Genomic DNA, 19,222 nt, shown 5'->3' on the forward strand with positions numbered 1-19,222 from the left:
GCAAGTAGTTTGAGCAAAGATAAACAATATTTTCATAATACAACGCTATTCTAAACTACAGCCTTTTCAATTTCTAATTTCTAAACAGAAAGATTAATATTCAGGAATATAAGAAGTATTTTAAATTGATCCCATCAGACTCCATTTACATATTTCCACATTTTCACGACTTGTCCCGCAGCAGGCGGGATTTTCACATTTTCACATTCTCAAATCCTCAAATCCTCAAATCCTCTCTTTGCGCAGTAAATCCCTCAACGCTCCCTCCACCTCCGGAAACCGGAAAGTAAACCCCACTTTCAGCAAGCGTTCGGGAATAGCTTTTTGTCCGGTAGTGAGCGCGGAAGCCCCTTCGCCGAACAACAACCGGAGGGCAAAGGCGGGAACAGGCATAAAAACCGGCCGCCTCAGCACCCTGCCCAGGGCGGAGGTATAACCCTGATTGTCGGTAACCCCGGGGGCCGTCAGGTTAAACGTCCCCGTAAGACGGTGATCCAGCACAAACATAAAAGCGCTGACCAGATCATCAATATGAATCCATGAGAAACCCTGCCTGCCGCCGGCGATGGGCCCGCCCAGTCCGAGGCGGAAGGGCGTCAGCATTTTGGGCAATGCGCCCCCCTCTTTTGCCAGCACCACCCCCAGCCTGAAAACTGCCAGTCCGGTGGCCGGATCCAGCTGTGCAGCCTCCCCTTCCCACTGCCGGCACACATCGGCCAGAAAACCTTCGGCATAATAAGCATTCTCCTCGGTATTCACCCCTTCATCGCTGTAGATACCCACGGCTGAAGCCGAAATAAACAACTCCGGTTTGCGCTCCGCCAGATTTACAGCTTCCACCAGCTTACGGGTAGTAAGTACACGGCTGTCGAGAATTTCCCGCTTGTAAGCCCTGCTCCAGCGGGCCACGATGGGCGCGCCCGCCAGGTGTATCACGGCCCCGGCATTCTCCACCTTCTCTTTCAGCAAAGCGGGATCGCCGGCAAAATCAGTCCGGCCGGCCGCCGTAACGGTATGGCCCCTTTCCTCCAGGGCGGCCCGCAGCCTGCGCCCAGTCAAACCCGTTGATCCACTGATAAGTATATTCATATTTAAGTTTCTATATGTATTGAAAGTCAGCTTTTTATCCGCTGGCAGGCTGTTAAATTAAAGCTAAAAAGTGCTTGCAGGATAAAAAAACCTATACCTTTGCACCGCTTTTTGTAAGCGGTTAACAAACAAGGCGCTAAAAGGTTTCTGTATAAAATCAATATACCTGCAATGGACAATACGAAGAACACAAATCAGGCGGACAGGCTTTTCGGGGAGTTTCCACCGGTCACTACCGCCGAATGGGAGGCCAGAATTCAGGAAGACCTGAAAGGGGCGGATTATGAGAAGAAGCTGATCTGGAAAACCGCCGAAGGATTCGCCGTGAAGCCTTATTACCGTTCCGGCGACATGGAAGGCCTTGCTTCGTTCGGGGATGCCCTTCCCGGACAGTTCCCCTATCTCAGGGGCAATAAAGCGGATGGCAACAAATGGCGCATATGCCAGGACATTGAAACAGCCAATCCGGCCAACGCCAACGCCCTTGCCCGCGAGGTGATCGCCAAAGGCGCTGACGCTCTCTCTCTCAATGCCGCAAATATTGACAATACCGCCTCACTGAAAACATTACTCGAAGGGATAGACACAGGCAAAATTTCGCTCAATTTCAATTCCGCAAAATCATACCCTGCCCTTGCCGGGATGCTGGTTCAGCATTTGGGCGAAGCGGCCGGCAACACCTGCGGCTCCTTCGACTGCGACCCGCTGAGCTACGTGCTGCTGAAGGGAAATTACCACACTTCACGTGAGAAAGATCTCGGTGAGGTAACGGAACTGGTAAAAAACTACGGCGATAAACTTCCGCCTTTCAGGCTGATCACCATCAACGGCCACTACTTCCACAATTCAGGGGCCACCCTCACCCAGGAACTGGCATTTGCCCTTGCCTCGGGCAATGAATACATGGCCCTGCTCACCTCAGCAGGCATTCCGGCCGGCAAAGCCGCGGAAAGCATGATTTTCGTATTTGCAACGGGCGGAAACTATTTTATGGAAATCGCCAAACTGCGTGCCGCCCGCTTATTGTGGGCACGCATTGTGGAACAGTATCAGCCCGCTTCCCCCGAAAGCGCTAAAATGCGTATCCATTCGGTGACAGCCAACTGGAACAAAACCATATACGATCCTTATGTAAACATGCTGCGTACCACCACCGAGGCCATGTCGGCCGCGCTGGGCGGAGCTGATATGATTACGGTACTTCCTTTCGACCTCAACTACAAGGAACCGGACGGATTCTCCATGCGTATGGCCCGCAACCAGCAGATTATCCTGAAGGAAGAATCGAGCCTCGATAAAGTGGTTGACCCGGCCGCCGGCTCCTACTACGTCGAAAACCTCACCGCTTCGCTGGCCGACGCCGCCTGGAAGCTCTTCCTCGAAGTGGAAGAAAAAGGAGGCATGACCGAAGCCGTACAATCCGGCTTTATCCAGAACAGTGTGGCCGCCAGCGCCGCGCAGAAAAACGCTGAGATTGCCGCACGCCGCACCGTAATGCTGGGAACCAACCAGTATCCCAATATGACGGAAAATATGCTGGATAAGATTCAGGCCGATGAGGAAGAGGAAGATGCTGAAATTACAGACCCCGTTCCGGTATATAAAACAATGGAGCCTTACCGTGGCGCCGATGCTTTTGAAGACCTGAGGCTGGCAACCGAGATTTACGAATCGGAAGAAGGACACCGTCCGCAAGTTTTCCTGCTTGCCACCGGCAACCTGGCCATGCGTAAGGCAAGGGCGGGCTTCAGTACCAACTTCTTCGGATGCGCCGGTTATAAAGTCACCGACAATGCAGGGTTCAACACCGTGGACGAAGGCGTGAAAGCGGCCCTGGAGGCAAAAGCCGACATCGTTGTGCTTTGCAGCAGCGACGAGGAGTATGCCGATATCGCCCCTACCGCGGCCCGGGCACTGAAAGCCGCCAGACCTGAAATCCAGGTGGTGGTGGCCGGTTTCCCGAAAGAGCTGGTTGAACAACTGAAAGCTGCCGGCGTGGATGAGTTTATCCATGTGCGCACCAATGTGCTGGAAACCCTATATGCCTTCCAGCAAAAACTGGGCGTCATGCTGTAAACCTGCATTGAAATTTTTAAATCTTTGAATCTTTTAAGCCACGAATGCACGAATACACTTTTTTTGAATCCTATACCCGCTTTAGCGGAATTGAATTTTTGAATTTTTGAATCTTTGAATCCTTGAATCTTTGAATCCTTGAATCCTTGAATCTTTGAATCTTTGAATCCTTGAATTAAAAAATATGCGTCCCGATTTTAAAAATGTAACGATCAGATCGTTCGGCAAGGCGGATCCCGCGGCGCTGCCCAAGGGCTGCGAATGGATGACCACCGAGCAGATCCCGGTGAAACCGGTTTTCACTGCAGAGGATCTTGAAAAGATGGAGCACCTGAACTATGGCGCAGGACTCCCGCCCTTTCTCCGCGGCCCATACAGCACCATGTATGTAATGAAACCCTGGACCATCCGTCAGTATGCAGGGTTCTCCACCGCCGAGGAATCAAACGCCTTTTACCGCCGCAACCTGGCAGCCGGTCAGATGGGCCTCTCGGTAGCCTTCGACCTGGCTACACACCGCGGCTACGACTCCGACCATGAGCGCGTGGTCGGCGACGTGGGTAAAGCCGGTGTCGCCATCGACAGCATCCTCGACATGAAGATACTGTTCGACCAGATCCCCCTCGACAAGATGTCGGTATCCATGACCATGAACGGCGCCGTGCTGCCCATCATGGCATTCTATATTGTTGCCGCCGAAGAGCAGGGCGTGCCCATGGAAAAACTGAGCGGCACCATCCAGAATGACATCCTCAAGGAGTTCATGGTACGCAACACTTACATCTACCCGCCCATTCCCTCGATGAAGATCATTGCCGATATCTTTGAGTTCACTTCAAAGAATATGAAGAAGTTCAACTCGATCTCCATCAGCGGATATCATATGCAGGAAGCCGGCGCTACCGCCGACATCGAGCTGGCCTACACCCTGGCCGACGGACTCGAGTATATCCGCACGGGCATTCAGGCAGGCATTCCGGTGGATGCATTTGCACCCCGCCTCTCTTTCTTCTGGGGCATCGGCATGAACCACTTTATGGAGATTGCCAAGATGCGCGCCGCCCGCCTGCTCTGGGCCAAGATTGTAAACCAGTTCAACCCGAAAGATCCAAAATCCATGGCCCTGCGCACACACTCGCAGACCTCCGGATGGAGTCTTACGGAACAGGATCCTTTCAACAACGTAACCCGCACGGCTGTGGAGGCGCTGGCGGCCGCCCTCGGTCATACCCAGAGCCTGCATACCAATGCATTGGATGAGGCCATCGCGCTGCCCACCGACTTCTCGGCACGCATCGCCCGCAACACCCAGATCTACCTGCAGGAGGAGACCAACATCTGCAAGGCGGTGGATCCCTGGGCTGGCTCCTACTATGTGGAGTCGCTCACCCATGAGCTGGCCCGCAAAGCCTGGAAACTGATCGAAGAGGTGGAACAGCTCGGCGGAATGGCCAAGGCCATTGAGACCGGAATTCCAAAAATGCGCATCGAGGAAGCTGCTGCCCGCAAGCAGGCGCGCATCGACTCGGGCCGCGACACCATTGTTGGGGTGAACAAATACCGCCTCGAAAAAGAAGACCCCATCGAAACCCTCGAAGTTGACAATACCGCCGTACGCGAAGCACAGCTGAAAAGGCTGGCACAACTCCGCGCCAATCGCGACAATGCGGAGGTACAGGCAGCCCTGGAGGCGCTCACCCGTGCCGCAGAGACCGGAGAAGGCAACCTGCTTGCCCTTTCCATCGTCGCCGCCCGCAAACGCGCATCGCTTGGCGAAATTTCAATGGCACTCGAAAAAGTTTATGGGAGATACAAAGCCGTGATACGTTCCATTTCAGGAGTTTACTCCTCCGAATCGGCCGACGACAGCAGCTTCAGGAAAGCCTGCGAAATGGCCGACCAGTTCGCTGAACTCGAAGGACGCCGCCCCCGCATCATGATCGCCAAGATGGGTCAGGACGGGCACGACCGTGGCGCCAAGGTGGTAGCTACCGGCTATGCCGACATAGGATTTGATGTCGACATCGGACCTTTGTTCCAGACGCCGGCAGAAGCCGCCCGCCAGGCCATGGAAAACGACGTGCACGTGCTGGGCGTTTCCAGCCTCGCCGCCGGACACAAAACCCTGGTGCCCCAGGTGATCGAAGAGCTGAAAAAGCTTGGCCGCGAAGACATCATGGTCATCGTTGGCGGGGTAATTCCGCCCCAGGACTATGACTTCCTCTACAAATCGGGCGCCATGGCCATCTTCGGCCCCGGCACCGTGATTCCGGAAGCCGCCATCAAAATGCTCGAAATTATGATCGAAGCCCGCAGCTAACCCTGCCGGCATCAACCTGCATACCTGACCTGACAAGTCTTCTTCCGACTTGTTAGGTCTTCTTTCTTTAGTTAACGCGCGTCTTCAGACGCGTGCCTCGAACCTTTCCTTTTGTTAGCGCGCGTCTTCAGACGCGTGCCTCGGACCTCAACAGAATAAAACCTGCATAACCTACCCCGCGCAAAGCCGCCACGACGCAAAGATTATTCTGCGTCCCCGCAATTCCAGACTTCCCCGCAGGGCCCGGCCACCACAATCCACAATCTGACCTAACAAGTCTTCTCCCGACTTGTTAGGTCTTCTTTCTTTAGTTAACGCGCGTCTTTCCCGCCAAGAGGCGGGACGTGCCTCGGACCTTTCAATGGGTAATCACGGACCTTTCAATTATGATTCTGTCCCGGTGGTCGGCGATTCCGATCGCCATCGGAACGAGACCATCCGGGATAACCTTTCCCACGCAAAACCGCCACGTCGCAATGATTATTCTGCGTCCCCGCAATTCCAGACTTCTCCACAGGGCCAAACCACAACAAGCAACGACCTGACCTAACAAGTCTTCTTCCGACTTGTTAGGTCTTCTTTCTTTAGTTAGCGCGCGTCTTCAGACGCGTGCCTCGGACCTTTCAATGGGAAACAAGGACCTTTCAATTATGATTCTGTCCCGGTGGTCGGTGATTCCGATCGCCATCGGAACGAGACCATCCGGGATAACCTTTCCCACGCAAAACCGCCACGTCGCAATGATTATTCTGCGTCCCCGCAATTCCAGACTTCTCCACAGGCGTCCCTCGCCCCTCCTTCAGGCGTCCCTCGCCCCTCCTTCAGGCGTCCCTCGCCCCTTCTTCAGGCGTCCCTCGTCCCTTCTTCAGGCGTCCCTCGTCCCTTCTTCAGGCGTCCCTCGCCCCTCCTTCAGGCGTCCCTCGTCCCCCCTTCAGCTTCGTCCCTTTGCATCATTTCGAAAAAATCTGCATCTTTGACTTATGAAATACATAAAACGCATTGCAATCCTCCCGGCACTGATAGTTACCTGCCTGTTGCTGCATGCACAACCACCGCAGCACCGGATTGCCACGGCTGGCAAAGCGCGCTACGCCATTATCCTCAGCCGCGATGCTGACTCCCTTACCCGCTTTGCCGCGGATGAACTGCAGGACTACCTTTTCAGGATTTCCGGAGCGCAGGTCAGGATCGCCGATAAGCCCGTGAAAAGGTTCAAATCAATATTTATCGGCAAGGAGTGGTTTGCCAAAAAAGCGGCTTCCGGCAGGCTTGAAGCCATGAACGACGACGGTTTCTGCATTTTCAGCGAAGACGGTCACTTGTACCTCGGCGGGAAACGGCCGGTGGGCGATATTTACGCGGTTTATACCCTTTTGCAGGACTATGCCGGTTGCCTGTGGCCAGGCAACGGCGAGGTTTATATCCCGGAAAAACCGGATCTCAACCTGCCGGAGATTTCCCTGTTTACCCAACCGGATTTCCGTTTCCGCCATCCGCACTTTCCTGACAAGAACAAACCGGAATACTACTTCCCGGCCCGCGTACATCCCATGGATGAATGGGGCATGTTCGTGCATACCTTCCACAAACTGATGCCGCCCGAAACATACTTCGGCAGTCATCCGGAATATTACTCCCTGGTAAACGGCAAAAGAATCCGCGACGGACAGCTATGCCTCAGCAATCCGGATGTGATCCGCCTACTGACCGAAAACCTCAGGGAAGAAATGAAGAAAAAACCGGATTGTACTTATTGGTCGGTATCGCAAAACGACTGCATCAACTATTGCGAGTGCGAAAAATGCCAGGCCCTTTACGATAAGTACGGAAGCATTTCGGGGGCGTATATCAGCATGGCCAATCAGATCGCGCGGCAGTTCCCGGATAAGCAGATATCCACCCTTGCGTACCAGTTTACGCGTTCCGCTCCCGCGGCCATCGTGCCCGACAGCAACGTGAACATAATGTTCTGCTCCATAGAGTGCAACCGCAGCCAGCCGCTGGCAACGGATCCGCGCAGCGCTGACTTTGTGAAGGATATGAAAGACTGGTCTTCCCTTACGGACAATATTTTCATGTGGGATTACGTGGTGCAGTTCAAGACCTTCACGGGTCCCTTCCCGAACTTCAGCGTGCTGCAGCCAAACATCCGTCTCTTCCGCGAGCACGGGATTCCTATGATGTTTCAGCAGGGAAGCGGCAACTCCTGGTCCGACTTCAGCGAATACAAGCAGGCGCTAATTTCCAGGCTGCTTTGGGATGCGGATATGAACGAGCCCGCTTTCCGCGAAAAGTTTTTCCATGCCTTTTACGGTGCTGCGGCTGACGTGATGCTTGAATACTTTGAGCTGGTCCAACATGAGATGGAAAAGCAGGCCGCCACACGTTCACTGGATATCTACGGCTATCCGGCCCTCTACTCCGGATGGTTTCTGAAACCTGAACTGCTGATCCGCTACCGTGAGATGATGGACAGCGCCCAGGCCCTGGTGCAGAGTGATCCGGTACGGCTGAAGCGGGTACTCCGGCAGCGTTGCAGTGTGGATTTCGCCTTTCTCGATGTCGCCCTCAACGTCAATCACCCCGCGCTGTCGTTTTATCACATGCAGGATGGCCGGCGAACCATCAACCCTGTGATGAAGGATTACCTGGACCGGTTTGTGCGCAACTGTGAGGCTACCGGAATAAAAACCATTGATGAAAACGGCTATTCACCCGAGGCCTACAGAACCCAGGCGTTGAATGTGGCGGCCATGGCGGTAAAGCCGAACAAGGCTGCCGGCAAACAGATTTCTTCACTTACGCCGGTCTCTCCCCTTTACGATGTTGGAGGCACCCGCGCGCTCACCGACGGATTGTTCGGCGGGCAGCACTTCAGGATGAACTGGCTGGGATATCAGGGGCATGATATCGAAGTGCTGATAGATTTCGGGCAGACGGAAACCTTCAGCAGGGTGGAAACCAACTTCTTCCTCGACCTGGTAAGCTGGATCTTTCTTCCCCTGGAAGTAAGGATAGAAGTTTCGGACAACGGAAAGGATTTCAGCACCGTACATACGGAAAAAATTCCCGAACCGGTTAGGAATTTCGGACAAAAACCGGTGCACTTCGGTTTCTCCTTTCCGGAAACAAGGGCAAAATTCCTCAAAATAACTGCCATCAGCCACAAAACCTGTCCCGACTGGCACCGCGGCGCAGGCCAGCCGGCATGGTTATTTATTGATGAGTTGGTGGTGGAATGATTTCGCCCGGATATGATTAATCTTACAATATCCTTTACGCCGGATTTCCACTGTCATTAAGTCCGTAGCGGATCTTTACGGAAAACATCATGAAGAACATAACCCTGCAGAAATTTTTTCAAAGACCGGGGCAACTCCTTCTCTTTGCATAGATAACAAGCCATCCGCCAGCATAAGTTGTCTGCCCTTCCGCAAACGAGGAGGAACCGGGCATACCCCGTGCTGATTCAGGGAAATATGCACCGGATCACTCCTATTTGATAAAGGGATTATAAACTATTCCAGAATCTGCGGTTCCTTCTCAATGCCCCCGGATCTTATCAGGCGAAACCCGCTGTTTTCGAAGGGAGATCCTGATAAGTTGTAAAACCAGGCATTTAGTTTTTACATTTGTATCAATCAACCGGAAAAGATGTACATGCACAGATTAATTCTCTTGACTTATTTAACTTGTACCTCCTTATTACTTTACGGGAGCAGTGAAACGGATCTGCTTTTAAAGCAACTCGACCAAACCGTTAAGGAATACAGAAACTTTGACAGGCAGAAAGAGCAGCGCATTCAGCAAATCAAGAATTCGCTTATTTACACATCTTCAAACCAGCAGCAATTTGAAATATGCGGCAGGCTTTTCGATGAATACAGGTCTTACAAATCCGATTCGGCCCTGGTTTATGCCAGGCGCAAATTGCAGCTTGCCGAAAAATCAAATAACAATACAAATATTACCGATGCCAGGCTAAATCTTGCCTCAATTATGGTAATCATGGGCATGTACAAAGAAGCGCATGACATACTGAGGAATGTTGACATTGCCAGATACCCTGATTTAAAGGCTTATTACTTTCACATCTACCGTACAATTTACGGGGCCATGTCTGATCATGCCCTTTCGGTTCACGAAAAGGCAAGGTACGACAGCCTGACGGAAGCCTACCGCGACTCCCTGCTGCTGTCCAACCCACCATCATCCTCTCCCCATATCATGGTAAAGGCAGACCAGCTGATCGTGAAGAAGCATTACACGTCTGCGCTTCAGTTGTTGCTTAATTATTTCCCGACCATCAGGAATGACAAACATAATAAAGCCATCATCGCATACAGCATCTCCATGGCTTATCAAGGATTAAATGATCATACCAATGAGAAAAAATGGCTGATTATTTCAGCCATCAATGATCTGGAATCGGCCAACAAAGAATATGTTTCGCTGCGCAATCTGGCCTATATGCTATACGGAGAAGGAGACATCAACAGGGCCTATCATTACATCAGCAGGTCGATGGAAGATGCCATCTTCTGCAATGCCAGGCTTCGTACCATAGAAATTTCCCAGATGATGCCGATTATTGATAAAGCCTATCAGTACCAACTCAGGTCCCAGCAACGCACTTTGTTAATCTCGCTGATAAGCATCAGCACCCTTGCCATATTGCTATTGATCGCCGCCGGATTGATATTCAGACAAATGAGGAAGCTTGCCGTTGCAAGGGAAAAGTTAGACAAAGCCAATAAACAATTAAACAACCTCAATCATGATCTTTCAGCAATCAACAATGAATTGAGTGAGATTAACCGCAACCTGAAGGAGGCGAATATCATCAAAGAAAAGTATATCGGTCAGTACATGGATCAGTGTTCGGTATATATTGACAAAATGGACAATTACAGAAAGCATCTTCATAAGATGGCATCTTTCGGCAAAATTGACGACCTTATTCACCGGATAAAATCATCCGAAATCATTGAAGATGAACTGGCAGAATTCTTTCATAATTTCGACACAACCTTCCTTCAACTTTTCCCGGATTTCGTTGAAGACTTTAACCATCTTCTTTCTGACGGGGAATCCATTCAGCTCAAGCAGGGGCAGTTGCTTAACACCGAACTGAGGATATATGCACTTGTGAGACTGGGGATAACTGATAGTGTTAAAATATCCCATTTCCTGAGGTGCTCATTGTCAACAATCTATAATTACAGGACCAAAATCAGGAATAAAGCCAGAGACAGCAGGGAAAGCTTTGATGATAAAGTTTTATCGATAGGGAACAATACCCGGAACTAAGCTTTGGTAAGCGCGGCAAACTGCAGTCTGCAGCTTTGCCGTATAATGCACGGATTCTTGAACCCTGCCTTTGCAGTAAACTGACAAAGTGCCGGCTGCATCTGTAATTGTATCCTGATCAACCTGCAGAAAGTCATCCGGAAAAATTGATCCGGTTTTACTTACAGCTCCATATCAAATCATTCCTTGAGACCTCTGGATTTGGACAGATCCGTTTGTGAATATTTCAGGTATTTACATTCTTCCGGCCCTGATTCCGAAATATATTTCATTGAGGCTCCCTCCATTTGAACTACATTTTTTTACGATCCGTAAATGTATATATTGTTATTTTTAAAGCACTTACATCATTATAATTTAATATCAGGCTACAACTTTTTACATGATCTGGACTTCCCTGATCCGGTTCAATATATTTGCCATGTTTGAGACAGGTAACCTTGGCATTGGTTGAAGGCACCCATTAACTAACCATACGTTAAACATAAATTAAAAATTGATGAAGACTTATCTACCATTGATGCTGCTGCTACTGGGCAGTATGTTTGTCGTTATTCCCGGAGCGGAAGCCCAGATAAAAGGCAAACCGGTTACGGGAATAGTTGTCGATTCAAAGGGGGAACCCTTGACAGGTGTTACCGTCTTGTTGAAAGCGACCTCCATCGGGACCATTACCGATGTAAACGGAAAATTCACCCTGGAAACCGGCTCCAAATCCGGACCGGTGCTTATCTTTTCCTATGTTGGTTATGATTCACAGGAGGTACAAATAACTTCACAGGAAGAAATCCGTGTCGTGCTGGTTGAATCCAATGTTATGCTCAACGAAGTGGTAGTAGTCGGGTACGGGAGTCAGAGAAAGCGCGACCTGACAGGATCGGTGTCATCGGTAAATACAAAAGAGTTGAAAACGCTGCCGGTGCCAAGTATCGGTGATGCTTTGCAGGGACGTTCTGCCGGAGTGCAGGTATTATCAGCCGGTGCCCCTGGCAGCAATGTTACTTTGCGTATCAGGGGAACCGGAACCATTAACAACAGCGACCCGTTGCTGGTTATTGACGGGGTCCCGGCCAACGTATCCCTGAATACAATCAGCCCGGATGACATTGCCGGAATCGAAATCCTGAAGGATGCATCGGCGGCAGCAATATACGGTTCACGCGGAGCCAACGGGGTTGTGCTGATTACGACCAAAAAAGGCGCTCAGGAAAGAAATACCCTGGAATTCAAAATGTTTACCGGAGTACAATCGGTAGCCAACAGGGTTGAAATGCTCAATGCTTCGGAATTTGCATCGCTTCACAATGATATGATGACCAATAATGGCCAGGCCCTGAACCCGGACTTTGCCGATCCGGCAGGACTTGGAGCCGGCACTGACTGGCTTGATGCCATTTTCCGCAATGCTCCCATTCAGAACTACACCCTGGCATATTCCGGAGGTAATGCAAACTCGCATTATTATGTTTCAGGGGCCATTCTCGATCAGCAGGGCATCGTGGCCAACACCGGCTATAAGCGCTATACAGTTCAGTTTAACAGCGACTCAAGGGTTTTTGACTGGCTGAAATTCAGCAACAACCTTACCCTGAATCATGATGTTAAAACGAGCGGGGACTATAATATCCGTAACGCCATGGCAGCCTTGCCGGCACAGCCTGTATACAATGCCGACGGCACCTACAGCGGCCCCATAGGCCAATCGTCGTGGGTGGGTGACATTACAAATCCCATAGGCAAGGCCATGCTGGTGGAAAACAGCACCAAAGGCTACAACGCGCTGGGCAATATATCTGCCGAAATAAACATTCTGAAGGAGCTGAAGTTTAAATCAACGGGAGGCCTCGAAGCATCATTCTGGGACAACCGGACCTGGTCACCGGCATACAACTGGCAACCAACTCCACAGGCAAGCAGCTATCTTTTCCAGCAATACAACAAGGGCATTACCTATCTTTGGGATAATTACCTTACCTACGATAAATATATTAACGGCAACCATCACCTTACTTTACTCGCCGGTAGCAGCGCACAGGCCTTTCGTAAAGATTACATGAGTGGTTCCGCCCAGGGATTCTCCAGTACTACCACCCAGCAACTCAACAACGGCACTACCTCTAAAACCCTGGGCGGCAGTGCCAATGAATGGAAACTGCTGTCATTTATCGGAAGGGGAAATTACGATTATAAAGGCAGATATTTACTAACCGCCACCTTGCGACGTGACGGCAGCAGCCGGTTCGGCAGCAACAACCGCTGGGGATGGTTTCCATCGGCATCAGTGGCCTGGAGGGTTTCGCAGGAAGAATTCATGAACCGTTATACCTGGCTCGACGACTTCAAAGTACGCGCCGGATACGGAATCACCGGAAACCAGAATATCGGCGATTACTCTTTCGCTTCTGTATTACAAACCATTCAGTATGTTTTCAACGGACAGGTCGTCAACGCCGTTGTGCCCCTGGCAATACCCAACCCGAGCGTACGCTGGGAACAGGTTGAGCAATCCAATCTTGGATTCGATGCATCGCTGATCAATGGCAGAATCAACCTCTCACTGGATGCATATATCAAGAACACCAATGATATGCTCGTTCCAATGAGTGTTCCCATCTCAACCGGATATTCCGACATTGTGGTTCCAAGCATTAATGCAGGAAAAGTCAGGAATAAAGGGGTGGAAATCAGCATCACCAGCATCAATACGACCGGCGCCATCAAATGGACCACAAGTGCAAATGTGGCTTATAACCATAACCGGGTGATTAACCTGAATGATACCATCCCTTTATACACCGGAAGTATAGGCCTGAATCAAAACCTCTCGATACAGAACAGTGGCTACCCGGTGAACGCCTTCTACGGCTTTGTAACCAATGGACTGTTCCAGACACAACAGGAAGTGGACAATTATGCCGTTCAGGTTCCCGGCGAAGATCCGTTTAACCGGACGTCGGCCGGTGATATCAGATTCAAAGACCTGAATAATGACGGCAAAATTGACGATAATGACCGCACATATATCGGCAACCCAAACCCGAAATTTATTTTTGCCATCAACAATACCATCGAATGGAGGGGTTTTGATCTGAGTATCTTTTTGCAGGGAGTTTATGGCAATGACATTTTCAATGCCAACAGAATTTACCAGGAAGGCATGGCTGTTGCCCAGAATCAAACCACAGCCACGCTTGAACGCTGGACCGGCGAAGGAACCAGCAACACAATGCCCAGGGCGGTATTTAACGACCCAAACAAAAACACCAGGGTTTCTGATCGATTCATCGAGGATGGCAGTTACTTGAAAATCAAGAACCTGACCTTAGGCTACACATTCAGACAGAAATGGCTTGAGAAAGCCAAACTCAGTTCGGCCAGGGTCTATTTCTCGGCTCAGAACCTGCTGACAATTACCAATTATTCCGGATTCGATCCCGAAGTACCGGTCAATGGCATAGACCTGAATGTTTATCCGGTTACCAGAACGGTCAGCGCCGGTATTAACCTGATTTTCTGAAACAATACAAAACTAAAGATATGAAAACCTTAAAATATACCCTTGCATGCCTGATGCTGATTTCATTGGCTGCATGCGAAAAGTTTCTTGACACTGCCCCCCTCGACAGCATCAATACCTCTAACTTCTACAAGACGAAAGAAGATGCCATTGCAGCCATTAACGGTGCATATCAGCCGCTGCAGTGGCCCAAGCTATACAATATGAGGATCTGGACAACCGATATCTGGGCCGGAAACAGCCTTGTCGGCGCCGGCGGGGGTACCGATGGTATCGAAACCCAGGATATTGCAAACTTTGTTACATCAACCGACAATGCAGCTGCTCTTGACGTGTGGAGGGGGCCCGCTCCCGGAATCCTGAGGTGCAACCTGGTACTGGAGAATGTTCCCGGAATGGACATTGACCAGGATCTTAAAAACCGGATAACCGGAGAGGCTTACTTCCTGAGGGCCAATTACTATTTTATCCTTGTAAGGCTGTTTGGAGATGTTCCGTTAATCACCAAAGCCCAGACCCCGGATGATGACCTCCGGCCCCGCCGCACTGCCGCCTCAGTTGTTTATGATACCATTATAGGCGACCTGAAACGTGCTATTGAACTGTTGCCTCAGCGCGAGGCATATTCGGGTGCTGATATCGGACGGGCCAGCAAAGGAGCCGCCACCGGGATGCTCGCAAAGGTTTATCTGACGCTGGGCAGGTATGACGAAACCGTTAATCTGTGCCAGAGGGTAACATCACTGGGCTATACTTTAAACGAAAACTATACCGATAACTTCAACCCATCAAGAAAAAACTCACCGGAGAGCCTCTTCGAGGTTCAGTATTACGGTAAAACCAGTTACAGTTTCTGGGACAACGAAAATCAGGCCAGTTGGGTCAGCACATTCACAGGCCCCCGGAATTCAGATTTTGTAGCCGGAGGTTGGGGATGGAACCAGCCCACCCAGGAGTTTGTAAGCCTTTATGAAAACGGCGACAATCGCAAAGAAGCAACGATTCTTTATGATGGATGTCCCTCTTTCGATGAAAAAGAGTATAAAGCTTCATTTTCATCAACAGGATACAACCTGCGCAAATTCCTGGTTTCAAAATCTGTAACTGAAGATTACGATGGCAGTCCTGCCAACTGGCCGGTGTTGCGCTATGCCGATGTATTGCTGATGGAAGCAGAAGCCCTATGCGAATTAAACCGCACAGGCGAAGCTTATGGCCCGCTTAATCAGGTGCGCAACAGGGCCGGATTGGACAATCTGAGCGGTTTGTCGCAGTCAGCCCTGCGCGATGCCATCAGAAAAGAAAGAAGAATAGAACTTGCATTCGAAGGCTCACGATGGTTCGACCTGATCCGTTATGACAATGGTCAGTATGCTGCTGCATTCTTCAACAGCATTGGTAAAACAAATTTTTCATCAAAGTTCCTTCTGTTGCCGATTCCGCAAAAGGAAATTGATGCCAACCCCAATTTAACTCAAAATTCAGGTTACTAAACCTTCAAAAATAAAACTATGAAACGATTAACATACATAGCATGCTGTCTGATGGCAATGGCATTTGCAACAGGCTGCAAAGAAGATGAACTCGCCGACCTGAATAAAGGCGACACTCCCCTGGCACTGACCCTTTCGGAGCAAACACTTATCCTGAACGAAACAAACAGGGATAAGACAATATTAAGTATGAACTGGACTTCGGGAAGCAACTATGGAACCAATGCCGCAATTACCTACGAATTACAGATAGCTCAGGCTGGCACAGGGTTTACCGATCCGCTTACTTATTTCCCGGGAAAAACAGTTTATAATTACACTTTTACCACCAAAGCGCTGAACAATGCAATAAGAGGGCATTTTAACACACAGGCGGGAACCGGAATTACATTAGAAGCCAGGGTCATTGCCACTGTAGCAGCAGACAATGTTGACCCACAGGTTTCACCGGTAGTAAGTTTCAGTGTGACCACTTATGAACCTGTTTCAGAAACCCTTTTCCTTTACGGTACTGCAACTTCCGCCGGTTGGGACAACAGTCAGGCCATCGCAATGACTCCGGCAGAAGTTCCCGGAACATTCACCTGGCAGGGACAGCTCAGCTCAGGCGGGTTTAAGTTCTTAACCGTTGCTGGTCAGGATTTCCCTTCTTATGTCAAAGGCAACAGCCAAAACAGTATCGTGCTGCGCACTTCGGCATCCCAAACCGACAACCCCTGGACTATTTCGGATCCGGGAATTTATGAAATCGAAGTCAATCTGCTCGCCCTTTCTGTTTTAATCACTAAAATGGAAGGACCGGCTTACAGTCAGATTTTTATGGTTGGAAGCGCTGCGCCCAACGGGTGGGATATCTCCAATGCAACCGAGCTCGTTCAAAATCCTGACAACCTGTATGAGTTTACTTACACCGGAGTAATGAACCCGGGCGAATTTAAATTCCCTGTAAACCGCAATTCCGACTGGCAACAGGACATGTATATGAAGCTGGATGAAACCCATATGTACCTGCATCACGGCGGAGACCCCGACGACAGCAAGTGGGAAATCGCGAAGAAGGGTTATTACACCATCACGCTGAATCTGCAGGACCTTACCATCAGCATCAACAGGCTCAAACTATACATGGTTGGCAGTGCTACTCCCATTGGCTGGGACATCAGTAATTCTATTGAGATGGAAGAGGATGCTACTGACGGGTGCATATTTAAATATTCGGGGCCTATGATTGCCGGCGAATTCAAATTCCCTGTCAACCGAAACTCCGACTGGGGCCAGGATATGTATATGAGACTGGACGATACCCATATGTACCTCCATCACGGAGGCGACCCCGACGATAACAAATGGACGCTGACAGAGGATGGCAATTACGCGATTACTGCAAATGTTGAAGCCCTGACAATAAACATTCAAAAACTTTAGGTTGGTTTGGATTGGTGTGTGTTAAAAGAATCCGGAATTCATACAGAGAGTTGATAAAACCATTAACGGACAGTCCTGACAATCAGAATCTTATCCGCTCTTTGGGAAACTTAATGATGAATTCCGGTTCTTTTCACCTTACTTTACCGGATTACTCTTTAACTATGCAAGTGACCAAAGCCATTACAAACAGGCCGGTGTTTTTATTTCTCGTTGCCTTAATAGCTCTATCAGGATGCAGCAAGGATAAGGCAGATACAGGCAATGACAGCATCCCCGGAAACCTTCCGGCGCCTGTGTTTTATAATCTGGCCGTAGAATCGGACAAAGCCTGCTATCGGCCCGGCGAGGAGGTAAATTTCTCATTGACCGGACCCATAAGCCTGCCGGCAAGGGTAAGGTATAAAAACCTGAACACCCTGGTTGAAGATATTGAGCTTAACGGAACTGCCTGGAAATGGAAAACCCCCGATACCGATTTCAAAGGTTATCTTGCAGAAGTTTATGGGATGGATAACAACAAAGAAGTGATCTATGCTTCCATAGCGATTGATGTATCATCCGACTGGACAAAATTTCCGCGTTACGGATTCCTGAGCAATTTCGGTGTTGCAGATGATCAAAAAATCCCTCAGGTAATAGCTGATTTAAACCGTTATCACATTAACGGGCTTCAATTTTACGACTGGCACAACAAGCATCACAAACCCCTTCCTGTGTCAGGAGGAATGCCGGAGACAACCTGGAAAGATATCGGTAACAGAATTGTTAGTTTAAGCACAGTTAAACATTACATACAGGCGGCCCACGACCGGAATATGAAGGCCATGTTCTACAACCTGTTGTACGGCGCGTGGGACAATGCCCAGGCCGATGGGGTAGAACGGGAATGGTACATATTTACCGACAATACGCACACCAATCTTGATTTTCATGCACTTTCCAATCCGTTTCTGAGCAACCTCTATCTGCTGGATCCTTCTAATACAGGTTGGCAGCACTACCTGAATGCTCAGCATGAGATCGTCTATAACCACCTTGACTTTGACGGCTACCATATTGACCAACTGGGCGACAGAGGTAACAGGTACACTTACAATGGCAATTTCCTGAACCTGGCCCAGTCATTCGGCTCATTCCTGGAGTCAAACAACACTGCTTTCCCGGGAAAATATGCCGTTATGAATGCAGTAAATCAATACGGGCAGCAAACCCTTGCACAATCACCTGTCAACTTTCTTTACACTGAAGTATGGCAACCTTTCGACACCTACAAAGACCTGACATCTATCATCAAACAGAACAACATGCTGACAGGTGCAACAAAAAACCAGGTACTTGCCGCCTATGTAAATTACGAACTGTCAGATACAAGGGAATTCTTCAATGACGCATCGGTGCTGTTTGCCGATGCAGTAATCTTTGCTTTTGGAGGAGCGCATCTCGAACTGGGTGAACACATGCTCAGCAGGGAATATTTCCCGAATAACAAACTCCGGGTCAGCGAGACCCTCAAAACCGCCCTTATTGCGTATTACGATTTTATGGTAGCTTACCAGAACCTGTTGCGTGATGGAGGCATTTTTAATAACATAACCCTGCATCCGGTTGACGACAAGGTTAAATTCGCGGCATGGCCTGAAACAAGCGGCTGTGTTTCCGTAGCCGGCAAACAGGTTGGTGAACGCCAGGTGATTCATCTGATTAATTTTTCGGCTGCCACCACTACATCATGGCGCGACAACTCAGGAATTCAGGCGATGCCCCCAATCATCAGCGGGGCAAAAATATCATTTACCCATCACGGCCAGATAAACGAAATCTGGATGGCATCACCTGACATCGCCGGCGGTTCACCCCGGAATCTGGAGTTCCTGAAGCAAGGCGACAAAATCAGCATTGAAATCCCTTCGCTGAAGTATTGGAACATGATTGTTGTGGAATAACAGCCGGTTTCATTCCGGGGAAATCAAGCAATGCCAAACAAAAAAA

Annotated in this window: 9 protein-coding genes; 8 read left to right on the plus strand and 1 reads right to left on the minus strand. The window is 49.7% G+C overall.

What is annotated here, in order from left to right:
- Nucleotides 1-225: 225 nt before the first annotated feature.
- On the minus strand, nucleotides 226-1,089 hold the full coding sequence (locus TBC1_RS07745) for a TIGR01777 family oxidoreductase (RefSeq protein ID WP_062040416.1): 864 nt from the start codon (nucleotides 1,087-1,089) through the stop codon (nucleotides 226-228).
- Between the two features lie 171 nt (nucleotides 1,090-1,260).
- On the opposite strand from TBC1_RS07745, the gene TBC1_RS07750 reads away from it, so the two are divergent.
- The 8 genes from TBC1_RS07750 (at nucleotide 1,261) to TBC1_RS07785 (ending at nucleotide 19,176) form a co-directional block, all read left to right on the plus strand.
- The gene (locus TBC1_RS07750; RefSeq protein WP_062040419.1) at nucleotides 1,261-3,165 is read left to right on the plus strand and encodes a methylmalonyl-CoA mutase family protein; all 1,905 of its coding nucleotides are present in this window, start codon (nucleotides 1,261-1,263) and stop codon (nucleotides 3,163-3,165) included.
- A gap of 184 nt (nucleotides 3,166-3,349) precedes the next feature.
- A complete protein-coding gene (gene scpA, locus TBC1_RS07755; protein WP_062040422.1) occupies nucleotides 3,350-5,485 on the plus strand; it encodes a methylmalonyl-CoA mutase in 2,136 nt (711 codons plus the stop codon).
- A gap of 980 nt (nucleotides 5,486-6,465) precedes the next feature.
- Nucleotides 6,466-8,727 carry a DUF4838 domain-containing protein gene (locus tag TBC1_RS07760; RefSeq protein ID WP_062040425.1) on the plus strand — a complete coding sequence of 754 codons (2,262 nt, stop codon included), beginning with the start codon at nucleotides 6,466-6,468 and terminating at the stop codon, nucleotides 8,725-8,727.
- 418 nt (nucleotides 8,728-9,145) lie between these two features.
- Nucleotides 9,146-10,795 carry a DUF6377 domain-containing protein gene (locus tag TBC1_RS07765; protein WP_236695644.1) on the plus strand — a complete coding sequence of 550 codons (1,650 nt, stop codon included), beginning with the start codon at nucleotides 9,146-9,148 and terminating at the stop codon, nucleotides 10,793-10,795.
- A 499-nt stretch (nucleotides 10,796-11,294) separates the two neighbouring features.
- Nucleotides 11,295-14,312 carry a SusC/RagA family TonB-linked outer membrane protein gene (locus TBC1_RS07770; protein ID WP_062040428.1) on the plus strand — a complete coding sequence of 1,006 codons (3,018 nt, stop codon included), beginning with the start codon at nucleotides 11,295-11,297 and terminating at the stop codon, nucleotides 14,310-14,312.
- Between the two features lie 20 nt (nucleotides 14,313-14,332).
- Nucleotides 14,333-15,805, plus strand: a complete 1,473-nt coding sequence (locus TBC1_RS07775) for a RagB/SusD family nutrient uptake outer membrane protein (protein ID WP_062040430.1) — start codon at nucleotides 14,333-14,335, stop codon at nucleotides 15,803-15,805.
- Nucleotides 15,806-15,823: 18 nt separating this feature from the next.
- Nucleotides 15,824-17,230 carry a SusF/SusE family outer membrane protein gene (locus TBC1_RS07780; protein WP_082189523.1) on the plus strand — a complete coding sequence of 469 codons (1,407 nt, stop codon included), beginning with the start codon at nucleotides 15,824-15,826 and terminating at the stop codon, nucleotides 17,228-17,230.
- Between the two features lie 164 nt (nucleotides 17,231-17,394).
- Nucleotides 17,395-19,176: an endo-dextranase gene (locus TBC1_RS07785; protein ID WP_172668853.1), complete on the plus strand. Its 1,782-nt coding sequence runs from the start codon at nucleotides 17,395-17,397 to the stop codon at nucleotides 19,174-19,176.
- Nucleotides 19,177-19,222 lie beyond the last annotated feature (46 nt).

The organism is Lentimicrobium saccharophilum (assembly GCF_001192835.1).
GTDB classification, from domain to species: Bacteria; Bacteroidota; Bacteroidia; order Bacteroidales; family Lentimicrobiaceae; genus Lentimicrobium; species Lentimicrobium saccharophilum.

Coding starts and splice junctions, on each gene's coding strand:
- TBC1_RS07745 (WP_062040416.1), bottom strand. CDS start 1,089: ATGAATATACTTATCAGTGGATCAACGGGTTTGACTGGGCGCAGGCTG.
- TBC1_RS07750 (WP_062040419.1), top strand. CDS start 1,261: ATGGACAATACGAAGAACACAAATCAGGCGGACAGGCTTTTCGGGGAG.
- scpA (WP_062040422.1), top strand. CDS start 3,350: ATGCGTCCCGATTTTAAAAATGTAACGATCAGATCGTTCGGCAAGGCG.
- TBC1_RS07760 (WP_062040425.1), top strand. CDS start 6,466: ATGAAATACATAAAACGCATTGCAATCCTCCCGGCACTGATAGTTACC.
- TBC1_RS07765 (WP_236695644.1), top strand. CDS start 9,146: ATGCACAGATTAATTCTCTTGACTTATTTAACTTGTACCTCCTTATTA.
- TBC1_RS07770 (WP_062040428.1), top strand. CDS start 11,295: ATGAAGACTTATCTACCATTGATGCTGCTGCTACTGGGCAGTATGTTT.
- TBC1_RS07775 (WP_062040430.1), top strand. CDS start 14,333: ATGAAAACCTTAAAATATACCCTTGCATGCCTGATGCTGATTTCATTG.
- TBC1_RS07780 (WP_082189523.1), top strand. CDS start 15,824: ATGAAACGATTAACATACATAGCATGCTGTCTGATGGCAATGGCATTT.
- TBC1_RS07785 (WP_172668853.1), top strand. CDS start 17,395: ATGCAAGTGACCAAAGCCATTACAAACAGGCCGGTGTTTTTATTTCTC.